Origin of the sequence: Shewanella aestuarii, assembly GCF_014647215.1 — a bacterium.
GTDB classification, from domain to species: Bacteria; Pseudomonadota; Gammaproteobacteria; order Enterobacterales; family Shewanellaceae; genus Shewanella; species Shewanella aestuarii.
The window spans coordinates 265,958-279,319 of sequence record NZ_BMOT01000001.1 but is presented as its reverse complement, the minus strand read 5'-3'; the positions used below and the strand labels follow the sequence as shown (position 1 = coordinate 279,319).

Below are 13,362 nucleotides of genomic sequence, written 5' to 3'. Positions count from 1 at the left end.
AAAAACGCGCCATTAAGGCGCGTTTTTGATTAGCTAAGAAAGTGGTTTATGCCACGATAAAGCTATTTAACGTCTTGCTTGGGCGCATGGCTTTTTCAGATTTAGCAGCATCTAAGCGATAGTAACCACCTAAATCTACTGCTGGGCCTTGTGCATCATTTAACTCAGCCACAATCACGGCTTCATTTGATAATAAATCCGTTGCCAGCTTGGTAAACTTCGCGGCTAACTCTGCATCAGATGTTTGCGCTGCAAGAGCTTGTGCCCAGTAAAGCGCTAAGAAGAAATGTGAACCACGGTTGTCTAATTCACCCACGCGGCGTGAAGGAGACTTGTTGCTATCAAGGAACTGACCAATAGCAACATCAAGCGCATCAGCAAGAACTTGTGCTTGAGTATTGCCTGTAGTTTGGCTTAGGTGCTCTAAAGATGCAGCAAGTGCTAAGAATTCACCTAAAGAATCCCAACGTAGGTGGTTTTCTTTTTCAACTTGCTGAACATGCTTAGGCGCTGAACCACCTGCACCTGTTTCAAATAAGCCACCGCCATTCATCAGAGGCACAATTGATAGCATTTTAGCACTGGTGCCTAATTCAAGAATTGGGAACAAGTCAGTTAAGTAGTCACGTAACACGTTACCCGTTACAGAGATTGTGTCTTCACCTTTAATGATACGGTCTAAAGTGAAACGCGTTGCATCAACTGGTGACATGATGCTGATTTCTAACCCTGCAGTGTCATGATCTGCTAAATAGGTGTTTACCTTTTTGATTAATTCAGCGTCGTGTGCACGATTGCTGTCTAACCAGAATACCGCAGGTGTGTTGCTTAAACGTGAACGTTTAACTGCCAGTTTCACCCAGTCACGGATAGGCGCATCTTTAACCTGACACATACGATAAATATCACCAACTTCAACAGCGTGACTCATTAAAACGTCACCCGCTTGGTTAACAACCTTAACTGTACCGGCGGCTTTGATTTCAAATGTTTTATCGTGACTACCGTATTCTTCAGCTTTTTGAGCCATCAAACCTACGTTTGGTACGCTGCCCATTGTTGTAGGGTTGAAAGCACCGTTCGCTTTACAGAAAGCGATGGTTTCTTGATAAACACCGGCATAACAACGATCTGGGATCATTGCTTTAGTGTCTTTCAATTGGCCATCTGGGCCCCACATTTGACCTGAAGAGCGAATAGCTGCAGGCATAGAAGCATCAATAATGATGTCGCTTGGTACATGTAAGTTGGTGATGCCTTTGTCTGAATCAACCATTGCAAGTGCTGGGCGTGCTGCATAAACCGCTGCGATATCCGCTTCTACTTCAGCACGTTGCGCTTCAGGTAATGATTTAATTTTGGCATACACATCACCAAAACCATTGTTAACATCAACGCCTAGCTCAGCAAATAATGCACTGTGCTTGTCGAATACGTCCTTGAAGAAGACTTTAACTGCATGACCAAATAGGATTGGGTCAGACACTTTCATCATGGTCGCTTTTAAGTGCAGTGATAATAAAATATCTTCTGATTTAGCAGCTTCAATTTCACGGGTATAGAAATCTACAAGTGCTTTTTTGCTCATTACAGCAGCATCAATCACTTCATCAGCTAATAATGCTAAGCCCGCTTTTAATACTTGCTCGCTCCCATCAGCTTTGGCTAACACTATGCTAACTTTATCTGCTGCCGCTAACGTCACTGACTGCTCGCTACCGTAGAAATCGCCTTCAGACATATGGGCAACGTGTGACTTAGAATCACTTGCCCATTTACCCATTGAATGTGGGTTTTTCTTAGCATAGTTTTTCACAGACGTTGGCGCGCGACGATCTGAGTTACCTTCGCGTAATACAGGGTTTACTGCGCTGCCTTTGATTTTGTCATAACGTGACTGAGTTTCTTTTTCAGCATCAGTTTTAGGCTCATCCGGATAGTTAGGGATGTCATAACCTTGCGCTTGAAGCTCAGCAATACACGCTTTCAACTGAGGAATTGAAGCACTGATATTAGGTAACTTAATAATGTTCGCTTCAGGAAGATTCGCTAATTCACCGAGTTCAGTTAATGCATCAGCAATTTTTTGTTCTGCAGTTAATTTTTCTGGGAAGTTTGCAATCACACGGCCAGACAAAGAAATGTCACGTGTTTCAACTTTAACGCCCGCAGCGTTGGTAAAAGTACGAATAATAGGTAACAGAGAAAGTGTTGCTAATGCTGGCGCTTCGTCCGTTTCAGTATAAATAATCGTTGGAGAGTTATCTTTCATGGTTTTTCCTACATTATTGTAAATTAATAATTTATTAGAATATTTGGTGCGGATATGTTGACGATCTCACGATGATGTCATCAAGCAAGATGATTACCTGTTTGCTGTGATGAAACGTTGTGCCACACGCCCCAAGTGAGGGTTTTATGCGACAACATTTGTGAAATCCCCTATCCCATTTTTTATTTTTATTAATACTTCCTTCATTGCTTTACTCTAAACAATGAAAAATCAGCTAGTTAAATATGTTGCCACTAGCCAATTTAAGAAAAAATTAGGTACAGATCACAATTTTCAGGCCAACATCATAGAGCATTCTGAATAATATTCAAATTCCACTTATGGCGAATAAGCAGTAAACTGGTCATTGTTCCGATTTTTTAACCCTTTTTACGCATATTTAACGTAAATTTTTTATGCCAAGCTGATTCAATATTGAAAGGTTTCCCACTTGGGTAAGTTTCAAAGTAATCTAGAACAGTCGCATAACTGAACGCAAAGGCATCTAGCTTTCACTATGGCAACCCCTGTAAAAAAACCATCATTTAACACGCGTTTTAAGACAAGCCCAAACAAAAATGTGGCTACGCGCTCATCGAAGTCATCGTCGAACAGATTATTGACAAATAAGTCGTTACCTAAGTCCAAACCTCGGCCTGCCAATCCCGTTATTGTGCTATTTAATAAGCCATTTGATGTGTTATGCCAATTTACCGATGAAGCCGGCAGAAAAACCTTAAAAGATTTTATCGCAATCCCAGACGTTTATGCCGCAGGAAGACTAGACAGAGACAGTGAAGGTCTATTGCTGCTAACCAATGACGGTCAATTACAAGCCAAACTCACCCAGCCAAATCAGAAAACATTCAAAACCTATTGGGTACAGGTTGAAGGTGAGCCGAGCCAACAAGCGATTGAATCACTTCAACAAGGTGTTGTATTAAAAGACGGTAAAACCTTACCTGCTAAAGTGCGTATTATACCTGAGCCTGATGTCTGGCCGCGCACACCGGCGGTGAGAGAGCGTAAAGCCATTCCAACCAGCTGGTTAGAAATTCAAATATGCGAAGGTAAAAACCGCCAAGTTAGACGAATGACAGCGCATGTTGGCTATCCCACACTCAGATTAATCCGCTATAAAATAGGCCAATGGAGTCTAGATAATTTAGCCAATGGTGAATACCAAGTGATTAATCAAACTGCATCCGCCAAGAGTTAATCCAATGAGTGAACGATATAAACCCAATACCACGGTTGCCGCAATCATCCACTGTGGCGGTAAATTCCTATTGGTAGAAGAGCTCATCGACGGTGAAGTGCGTTATAACCAACCTGCCGGCCACCTTGAGGCCGACGAGTCAATTATTGAAGCATGCAAACGTGAAATACTAGAGGAAACGGGCTTGATAATTACCCCTTTTTCATTGGTGGGCATTTATCAATTTACCGCAAATCCAGAGTTGGCTTTTGTACGTTTCACTTTTTGTGCTGAATTACCGATCCAAGTCAAATGCGAACCTCTGGACCCTGCGATCACCCGCACCCATTGGTTTAGCAGAGAACAAATAGCCAAGAAATCAGAGCAAATGCGAAGCCCGTTAGTGCTTAAATCGATTGATGATTTCATTAAACAGCAAGGCAAACATTATTCGGTTCGTCTGCTAAATGCAGACTATTTATGATCAGCCCTGAATTGAATGCAACATTTACCACCCTAAGATAGCCCCTAATGCGAATGCGTGATAGAATACGCGCCGCAGAATTTACAGATAATTTCTCTTTTGAAACGCCGCGTTTTTTGGCATTTCATCGGCATACAGAACGGTTTATAGGATCTATGACATCAATCACACCCACTAATGGTAAAAAAGTCATCGTTGGCATGTCTGGCGGTGTGGACTCTTCAGTTTCAGCTTATTTGCTTATCCAGCAAGGCTATGAAGTTGAAGGTCTATTTATGAAGAATTGGGAAGAAGATGACACGGATGAATACTGCGCTGCCAGTGAAGATTTAAAAGATGCTCAATCGGTTTGCGACAAACTCGGCATAAAACTGCATACAGTCAATTTTGCCTCTGAATATTGGGATAATGTTTTTGAGTACTTCCTCGCGGAATACAAAGCCGGTCGTACACCCAATCCAGATATCATGTGTAACAAAGAAATTAAATTCAAAGCATTTTTAGAATTTGCTGATGAGATATTAGACGCAGATTTCATTGCCATGGGCCATTATGTCCGTCGTCGTGACAATGCCGATGGCAGCACGCAAATGTTACGCGGTGTCGATAACAACAAAGACCAAAGCTACTTTTTATATACCCTTAGCCATGAGCAAGTGGCCCGTAGCTTGTTCCCTGTTGGCGAACTTGAAAAACATCAAGTGCGTGATATTGCTAAAGAGATGGGCCTTATCACCCATGATAAAAAAGACAGCACAGGTATTTGTTTTATTGGTGAACGTAAATTTACCGACTTTTTAGCCACCTATTTACCGGCTATGCCTGGCGATATAGAAACCGCTGAAGGCGAAGTGATCGGTACTCACCAAGGTTTGATGTACCATACATTAGGTCAACGCAAAGGCTTAGGCATTGGCGGTTTGAAAAACAGTAATGACGATCCCTGGTACGTGGTTGATAAAGACCTAGACCGCAATGTATTAGTGGTTGCCCAAGGTGGTAATCATCCACGATTGATGTCTGTAGGCATGAGGGTTAAACAATTAGATTGGGTTGACCGTAAAGGCCCAGCCGATGCTAGCCAGCTAAGCGTTAAAACTCGATACCGTCAACGCGATGTACAATGTCAAATTAAGCATATTAATCAAGACACGATTGAAGTGCTTTTTGATGAGCCTGTTGCCGCAGTCACACCTGGGCAATCAGCTGTATTTTATGATGGTGAAGTTTGCTTAGGCGGCGGTATCATCGACATGTTAATTAAAGGATAGGTAAGCCACATCGTGACTGACAATATCTTATATGAACGCACCATGGCATTTGCTGGCATTTTACAGGCCATTGGACAAGTGCAATACATCGCCCGTCATGGTGAAGGTGACGAACAAGCGTTAGCGGCTAGCCTGAATACCATTTTAGTCACTAACCCTGAGAGCACAGCTGACGTGTATCCCAATAAAGAGTTATTGGATAAAGGCTATCAGCTGATCCAAAATCAACTTGGTGATGGCAGTAATAAAGATGTCGAAACCACTCGTTATTTAGTCGGTGTATTGGCGTTAGAGCGCAAACTTTCTCGCTCACCTAATGGCTTAGGCATGCTGGCTGAGCGGATTAATCAGGTGCATCGTCAATTAGCCCACTTTTCGATTACCGATGAACAAGTCCTAGCTAACCTAGCTAGCATTTACAGCGATGTGATTAGTACGCTTGGGCCTAAACTACAAATTTCTGGTAATCCAGCTTTTTTAAAACAAACTAACGTGCAAAACAAAATTCGCGCATTGCTACTATCAGCCATGCGCAGTGCCGTGTTATGGCGCCAATTAGGCGGTAAACGTCGCCACTTAGTCTTTGCACGAAAAGCAATATTTGATACGGCTGTTAACAGCCAACAAAAATAAATAATCGAATCACCCTACAATAAAAGTTCACCAAGGAGCTTCAAATGGATCTTTCCGCACTAACTGCTATCTCTCCGGTAGACGGTCGTTATGGTAGTAAAACCGCGTCATTAAGAGGGATTTTCAGCGAGTTCGGTCTTACTAAGTACCGCGTACAAGTTGAGATTAACTGGTTAAAATTATTATCTAGCTGCCCAGAAATTGAAGAAGTGCCACCGTTTAGCGAGTCAGCATTAGCATTACTAGACAGCATTAAAGATAACTTCAGTGAGCAAGACGCACTACGTGTTAAAACCATTGAAAGCACCACTAACCATGACGTGAAAGCGGTTGAATACTTCATCAAAGAAAAAATTGCTGACAACGCTGAGTTAGTTGCAATCGATGAATTTGTTCACTTTGCCTGTACTTCAGAAGACATTAACAACCTATCACACGGTTTAATGCTTAAAGAAGCCCGTGAACTTGTTGTTGTACCACAGTGCCAACAAATCGTTGATGCGATTAAAAAGTTAGCCCATGACAATAAAACTGTACCACTCATGTCACGTACCCATGGTCAGCCTGCTTCACCAAGTACCTTAGGCAAGGAAATGGCTAACGTAGTCGTGCGTTTAGAGCGTCAATTGAAGCAAATTCAAGCAGTTGAAATTATGGGTAAAATTAATGGCGCTGTAGGTAACTACAATGCTCACATCTCTGCTTACCCAGAAGTGGATTGGCACTCGTTGTCACAGCGTTTTGTTACTAGCCTAGGCATTAACTGGAACGCTTACACAACACAAATTGAGCCGCATGATTACATTGCAGAATTATTTGATGCTATGGCACGTTTCAACACCATCTTAATCGATTTCGACCGTGACATTTGGGGCTACATTGCTTTAGGTCACTTCAAACAACGCACAATTGCTGGCGAAATTGGTTCTTCAACCATGCCGCACAAAGTTAACCCAATCGACTTTGAAAACTCTGAAGGTAACTTAGGCATCGCCAATGCGCTAATGCAGCATTTAGCCGCTAAACTACCTGTTTCTCGCTGGCAACGTGATTTAACTGACTCAACCGTATTGCGTAATTTAGGTGTCGGTATTGCTCATTCATTGATTGCTTACCAAGCTACCTTAAAAGGGATCAGCAAGTTAGAAGTTAACGAAGCGCATTTACGTGCGGAATTGGACGTAAACTGGGAAGTGCTAGCTGAGCCAGTTCAAACAGTAATGCGTCGTTATGGCATTGAAAAACCATACGAAAAACTTAAAGAGTTAACTCGTGGCAAACGAATTGACGCGCAACAGTTAGCGGTATTTATCGACGGACTTGAATTGCCCGCGGACGTTAAAGTTGAACTTAAAAAAATGACTCCAGCTAACTACATTGGCCGTGCTGAAGCATTTGTTGACGATTTAAAATAACTTGTCAGCTGAGGTTAAAAAGCCTCACTTAAAATAGCGGCAGCTCGACATTCGAGTTGCCGCTTTTGTTTTACATTACATGCACACTAATCAGAGAGTAAGACCATGTATCAATTAACTTTTGACACCCAAGCCTTCATTAAACAGCACTGGCAGCAAACCCCTGTGGTATTAACACAAGCTTTCGCCGACTTTGTTGACCCGATTGCCGCAGATGAATTAGCTGGTCTTGCTTGCGAAGAAGAGATTTCATCGCGTATTGTTGTCACTAAAGACAATCAATGGGACGTGATCCAAGGCCCATTTGAAGATTACGATGCATATGGCGAAACTAAATGGCAGCTGCTAGTACAGGCCGTAAACCATTGGTATCCCGACTCCCAACCACTAGTGGATGCATTTCGCTTTTTACCCGATTGGCGCTTTGACGACTTAATGGTGTCATTTGCTACGCCCGAGGGCGGTGTAGGCCCACACATTGATAATTATGATGTGTTCATTATTCAAGGTGAAGGTGAACGTCGTTGGAAAGTGGGCGACAAAGGTCATCACCAACGTCGCGGTGGTGATGCAACATCACCATTAGTCGATGATTTTGAACCTATTATCGACGTTGTATTAAAAAAGGGTGACGTATTATATATCCCTCCTGGCTATCCACATTGTGGTGAGACTTTATCGCTAGCCTTAAGCTATTCAATTGGCTTTAGAGCCCCTAGCCAGCAAGAGCTGCTAACCCAGCTTGCTGACTCCTTGATTGATAATAACAGCGGTCATAAACGTTTTACATCTGCATCTGAGGCCTCAGATCCAGGTGTGGTCAGTGAAACTCAGCAGCAAGGTATTATGCAGTTACTGGCAGAGTTAGCCACTCAGCCTGAAAAATATCAAACCATGTTAGGTAAATTGCTCAGCCAAAACCGTTTTGAACTTGATATTTGTGAAGGTGAAGAACCCGTTACACTCGAAGAATTACAAGAAATGGTGCAAGACAATGCCAGCATCGCGCGTATTGGCGGTTTAAAAGTGCTGCGTTTAGAGAACGACCAACAATGTCGTTTATTCATAAACGGCGAAGTGTACCCACTTGAAGATGTTACTGAGGCACAGTTATTGATATTAGCAAACACCATGACTTTAGATAGCGTAAACGCCACTGATTTATTGGCAAATGCATCTATTGGACAACTGCTAGTTGAGCTTCTCAATCAAGGTTTGTATTACCTAGCAGAGTAATAACCATTCTCGATACCAACAAAAAAGGCACATTAAGTGCCTTTTTTATCTTGTGAGCCTTAAGATTAAGACCAGAGTTTTTCATCTTCATGCATTTTATATAAGCTTTCTGCGCGTGAAACTAATAAATTAGCAAATTTCAACTGCGTAGCATCGCGTGTCGCGCCAGATTTATGCAGATTTTCTGCTTTTAGTTGCCACATCATTGAAAAATGACGAATGGCTTCACGAGCGGTTTGTGCAACTTTAACATCAACATAGTCAGACGGTAAATCACCAGACATCACCCAAAATGTTTGCTTTGAGGGTTGTTTCGAGTCCATTTTCCAAATGGCGAGATACGGTGCAAGATAACGACTTTCATCAGCAAAAACCTTATTGGGGATCACGCCTTTTTCCGCAAGAAAGCGATTTGCTTTTTGGAATTGTGTTTTAACCCATTGTTGTCTTAATGCTTCTTGATCAACAGTAGGCTCTGCAACCTGTTCAACTACTTCATCAGCCATAACACTTCCTATCTTATTGTTATTAAGCATACATGGTTGTTTTTTATTCAGCCACGATGCTGGAATTCAATCTAAATACTAAAATACTTTACGTTTACGTAAAGTGGCAAGCAAAATTGCCAGCTTGATCACAAAAATAACTGAATCAAGCTTTGTTGAGAGTATCGCTAAATGCTATCGTGCTGCAATAACAAATATCGAATTTGATTCATTTACAGTATTTAATTTTAACTGGGTATAAAGTATCACCAAGCCAGCGTTGTAGCTCAATCTACTCTACTGTGGTTTTGATATATCTGTTACATTAAATGCCAGAATGAACAACTAAAGCGTTAATAATTAAGTGTTAGTCAAAACTAACACACGACCATAAAGCAAGTGGAGAATTTACGTGGCTGTATTTAATCATCTCTCGTTTGATGAGCACGAACAAGTTGTGTTTTGTCATGATAAAGAAAGTGGCTTAAAAGCTATTATTGCAGTGCATAACACCAACAAAGGCCCTGCCGTTGGTGGTTGTAGAATGTGGAATTATCAATCTGATGATGAAGCTCTGACAGATGTATTGCGCCTGTCGCGCGGTATGACCTACAAGAATGCCCTTGCAGGGTTAACTATGGGTGGAGGTAAAGCTGTTATTATTGCCGATCCAAAAACCACTGACCGTGAAAAATTATTCCTCGCATTTGGCCGTTTCGTTAATAGTTTAGGCGGAAAATATTATTCAGCCGAAGACGTGGGTGTTTCTACCTCAGATATGATGATTGCTAACCGCGAAACTCCCTATGTCGCAGGTTTAGAGGGCAAATCAGGAGATCCGTCACCACTTACCGCTTTAGGTACTTACTTAGGTATCAAAGCTGCGGTAAAACATCAACGTGGTATTGGTAGCCTTAAAGGTATTAAGGTGTCAGTCCAAGGCGTAGGACACGTGGGTTATTACCTTTGTAAGCATTTGCATGAAGAAGGTGCTGAATTAGTGGTGACCGACATTCATCAAGCATCATTAGATCGTGTTGCCAGTGAATTTGGCGCAACCGTGGTTGAACCACAAGATATTTACAATCAAGATGTTGATGTATATGCACCATGCGCATTAGGAGCAACTTTAAACGACATTACTTTACCATTACTTAAAGCGACTATTGTTGCTGGTTGTGCCAACAACCAGCTTGCTGAAGTTCGTCACGGTGAAAAGTTAAAAGAGATGGGCATTTTATATGCACCAGATTATGTCATTAACGCCGGCGGTATTATCAACGTGTCTTTTGAAAATAACTATGACAAAGCCGCGTCAGTTGCCAAGGTTGAACAAATCTACCAAACCTTGCTCACCATCTTTACTCGTGCTGATGCTGAAGATCGCACCACAGGTTCAGTAGCTGATGAAATGGCAAGAGCCATTATTGATGCAGCACGCTAGTGCATAGTCGTTAGCTTAATCGCTATTGAGTAACACTACGTCGGTGACGTTAACACCATTATCAGGGAAGCTAAGCTTCCCTTTTTTATTATCAACTCCATCAGCATATCGCCGATATTATTCATCCAATTGCAATATTTCCGTCACCGTTTAGTCAATTTCTGCCATTAAGCTGTACCCAAGTTAATACAGTGCTATTTGGTAGAGAGTAAGCAAATGGATAAAATAAGCACATTATTTAAACCAGTGACTCAAGCTAAAAATACGTCATCCCCTTATGTGTCACCGGTCTTCCCCCCCTCATCACCCACACCAGAAAAAACCGCTTTAGGTTCACAACACCCGCAAGATTTTTATGCTGTATGGTTATCCGATATCCACTTAGGCAGTCTCGATTGCAAAGCAGAGCTTTTATTAGACTTTTTGGATCATACCCATTGTCAGTATTTATATCTGGTCGGCGATATTATTGATATTTGGGCATTGAAAAAACGCGTATTTTGGCCTGATAGCCATCAAGCTGTTTTAGCCAAAATACTCGCATTAGCACAGAACGGCACGCAAGTTGTTTATATACCCGGTAATCACGATGAATTGTTTAAAGCCTATGTTGACAGTCACTTTAGGGGGATCACCATTGCGGCCGATTATGTACATCAGTCTATCTTGGGGAAACGATGCTTAATGTTGCACGGTGATCAATTTGATTCCGAAGTGTGTGTCAGTCGTACCTATGCCCAATTAGGCGACCATTTATATGATGTGTTGCTGTGGCTAAATCGCAATCTACACCAAGTGCGAAGTCAACTGGGGTACCCTTATTGGTCATTAGCAAGTTACATAAAATTGCGGGTTAACAAAGCACAACAGGCCATAAATAGTTTTCGTACTGCTGTTATTCGGTTTGCCGTTAAGCAACAGGTCGACATGGTTATTTGTGGCCATATTCACCAACCTGAGCTATCGGTTCATGGCTCAGGTGAACGGCACATCATCTATGCCAATGACGGAGATTGGGTCGAAAACTGCACCTTAGTTGCAGAAACCTTATTAGGCGAGTTTCAGTTATTAAAATGGGATGAACAGAGTAAAAGCACCCATATTATCCAACGTATTGAAACGGATCAGCCTTTTTCTGCGGCCATGTTTGAGCAATCACAACCGCCTAAACAAAAGGTGGCATAATGAAGTCAAACCAAATGATGTTTACTGTTGAGCAAATGGTAGCGCAAAACCTGCCGCAATTAGCCAATAAACCTTGGTTAGCCAAACCCACTAAAGCCATGCTTCGCTACTTACTGCACGAGCAGCAGTGCAATGATATTGCGCTACAGCATCAACATCTCACCGGCGTTGATTTTGTTGAGCAGGTTCTCGGCAGTTTTAATTTTAGTTATAGCGTTCCCAACAATGAAATAGAAAATATTCCCATTGACGGTCGAGTGGTGATTTATGCCAACCACCCTATCGGCTCGCTTGATGCACTGGCATTAATAAAATTAATCAGTAAAGTAAGACCTGATATCAAAGTCGTCGCAAATGAATTACTCATGGCTATAAAGCCATTACATTCAATTTTACTGCCCGTCAGAAACATGACGGGCGGCACCCCAAAACAGCATTTAGACAAAATCCACCAGCATTTAAAATCTGAAGGAGCGTTATTAATATTCCCATCAGGTGAAGTGTCTCGCTTACGCCCCAGCGGTGTTACTGATTTACTTTGGCAAACGGGTTTTGTAAAAATGGCCAAAGCCTGTAACGCCCCGTTGCTGCCTATGTTTGTTGATGCTAAAAACTCGGCCACCTTCTATGGCGCATCTATGTTGTATAAACCGTTAGCGACCTTATTACTGGTCAAAGAGATGTTTCGCCAGGTTAACCAAGTGATGCCTGTTCGAATAGGTAAATTGATTGCCAAGGAAACCATTGCAAACAATGACTTTCCGCTAAAAACGCAAGTGACATTACTCAAAAACCACCTTTATCGGATTGGTAAAAATAGGCCGCCGTTGTTTAGTACCCAAAATGCCGTTGCTCATCCTGAATCTCGCACCTGCTTGCAACAGGAATTACAATTATGCGAGCCATTGGGACACACTTCAGACAATAAAGTGATCTACCTTTACCAGCATAAACAGAGCAGCGCCATAATGCGTGAAATTGGCCGCTTACGCGAAATCGCTTTCAGGGCTGTGGGTGAAGGTACAGGCAAACGTAGAGACATTGATAAATATGACAATGACTATTGGCATTTAGTGTTATGGGACAAAGACGATTTAGAGATTGTCGGTGCATACCGTTTTGCTAGCGCACAGCATATTCATCGGCAAATTTCAGATAATGGCTTATATAGCGAAACCTTGTTCACTTACCATGCCAATTTCGCGCCCTATTTTGAACAAGGGCTGGAGCTAGGTAGAAGTTTTGTACAACCAAAATATTGGGGGCGCAGAAGCCTTGAATATCTTTGGCAAGGTATTGGAGCCTTTTTAGCTAAACACCCACAATATAGATATTTATTTGGCCCAGTGACAATAAGTAACAACTATCCTGAAACGGCGAAAGAATTACTTATCTATTTCTATCAAAGCCAATTTCCAAGTCAGGTTGAATTAGCCAAATCAAATAACGCGTACTTTATAACTGATGAACGGTCACATCAATTGCACCGCCTATTTAACGGGGATAATTATGCTGACAATTTTAAAATTCTTAAAAGGACATTAGCAAACATGGGCGTATCGGTACCAACACTATTTAAACAATATGGTGAACTGTGTGAAGAACAGGGCGTGCAGTTTATTGATTTTGGCATTGATACTGAATTTGGTGATTGTATTGATGGTTTAGTCTTAGTGGACATTCATCAATTAAAGCCCCATAAGGCGCAAAAATACCTTGGATTTACTCCATAAAATTGA

At 41.9% G+C, this 13,362-nt stretch carries 11 protein-coding genes; 9 read left to right on the top strand and 2 right to left on the bottom strand.

What is annotated here, in order from left to right:
* Nucleotides 1–46 precede the first annotated feature (46 nt).
* Nucleotides 47–2,272: an NADP-dependent isocitrate dehydrogenase gene (locus IEY03_RS01295; protein ID WP_188839528.1), complete on the bottom strand. Its 2,226-nt coding sequence runs from the start codon at nucleotides 2,270–2,272 to the stop codon at nucleotides 47–49.
* Nucleotides 2,273–2,789: 517 nt separating this feature from the next.
* Here IEY03_RS01295 and IEY03_RS01290 point away from each other — a divergent pair.
* From IEY03_RS01290 to IEY03_RS01265, 6 genes are all read left to right on the top strand, one after another.
* A complete protein-coding gene (locus IEY03_RS01290) occupies nucleotides 2,790–3,491 on the top strand; it encodes an rRNA large subunit pseudouridine synthase E (protein WP_188839527.1) in 702 nt (233 codons plus the stop codon).
* A 4-nt stretch (nucleotides 3,492–3,495) separates the two neighbouring features.
* On the top strand, nucleotides 3,496–3,954 hold the full coding sequence (locus tag IEY03_RS01285) for an NUDIX hydrolase (RefSeq protein ID WP_188839526.1): 459 nt from the start codon (nucleotides 3,496–3,498) through the stop codon (nucleotides 3,952–3,954).
* 155 nt (nucleotides 3,955–4,109) lie between these two features.
* Nucleotides 4,110–5,225, top strand: a complete 1,116-nt coding sequence (gene mnmA / locus IEY03_RS01280) for a tRNA 2-thiouridine(34) synthase MnmA (RefSeq protein ID WP_188839525.1) — start codon at nucleotides 4,110–4,112, stop codon at nucleotides 5,223–5,225.
* Nucleotides 5,226–5,237: 12 nt separating this feature from the next.
* Complete coding sequence (gene hflD, locus IEY03_RS01275; RefSeq protein ID WP_268238945.1) at nucleotides 5,238–5,858, top strand: high frequency lysogenization protein HflD; 621 nt, start codon at nucleotides 5,238–5,240, stop codon at nucleotides 5,856–5,858.
* A gap of 44 nt (nucleotides 5,859–5,902) precedes the next feature.
* Nucleotides 5,903–7,273, top strand: a complete 1,371-nt coding sequence (gene purB, locus IEY03_RS01270; RefSeq protein WP_188839524.1) for an adenylosuccinate lyase — start codon at nucleotides 5,903–5,905, stop codon at nucleotides 7,271–7,273.
* A gap of 105 nt (nucleotides 7,274–7,378) precedes the next feature.
* Complete coding sequence (locus IEY03_RS01265) at nucleotides 7,379–8,509, top strand: ribosomal protein uL16 3-hydroxylase (protein WP_188839523.1); 1,131 nt, start codon at nucleotides 7,379–7,381, stop codon at nucleotides 8,507–8,509.
* 65 nt (nucleotides 8,510–8,574) lie between these two features.
* On the opposite strand, the gene IEY03_RS01260 is transcribed toward IEY03_RS01265, so the two are convergent.
* Nucleotides 8,575–9,015, bottom strand: a complete 441-nt coding sequence (locus tag IEY03_RS01260) for a DUF4826 family protein (protein ID WP_188839522.1) — start codon at nucleotides 9,013–9,015, stop codon at nucleotides 8,575–8,577.
* Between the two features lie 391 nt (nucleotides 9,016–9,406).
* Here IEY03_RS01260 and IEY03_RS01255 point away from each other — a divergent pair, with 391 nt between their 5' ends.
* The 3 genes from IEY03_RS01255 to olsF all read left to right on the top strand — a co-directional run bounded on the left by IEY03_RS01255 (nucleotide 9,407) and on the right by olsF (nucleotide 13,356).
* Complete coding sequence (locus IEY03_RS01255) at nucleotides 9,407–10,438, top strand: Glu/Leu/Phe/Val dehydrogenase dimerization domain-containing protein (RefSeq protein ID WP_188839521.1); 1,032 nt, start codon at nucleotides 9,407–9,409, stop codon at nucleotides 10,436–10,438.
* A gap of 216 nt (nucleotides 10,439–10,654) precedes the next feature.
* Nucleotides 10,655–11,623 carry a UDP-2,3-diacylglucosamine diphosphatase gene (locus tag IEY03_RS01250; protein ID WP_188839520.1) on the top strand — a complete coding sequence of 323 codons (969 nt, stop codon included), beginning with the start codon at nucleotides 10,655–10,657 and terminating at the stop codon, nucleotides 11,621–11,623.
* A complete protein-coding gene (gene olsF / locus IEY03_RS01245; protein ID WP_229778168.1) occupies nucleotides 11,623–13,356 on the top strand; it encodes a bifunctional ornithine lipid synthase OlsF in 1,734 nt (577 codons plus the stop codon). Before IEY03_RS01250 ends, olsF begins: the two co-directional genes overlap by 1 nt.
* The last annotated feature ends 6 nt before the right edge of the window (nucleotides 13,357–13,362 follow it).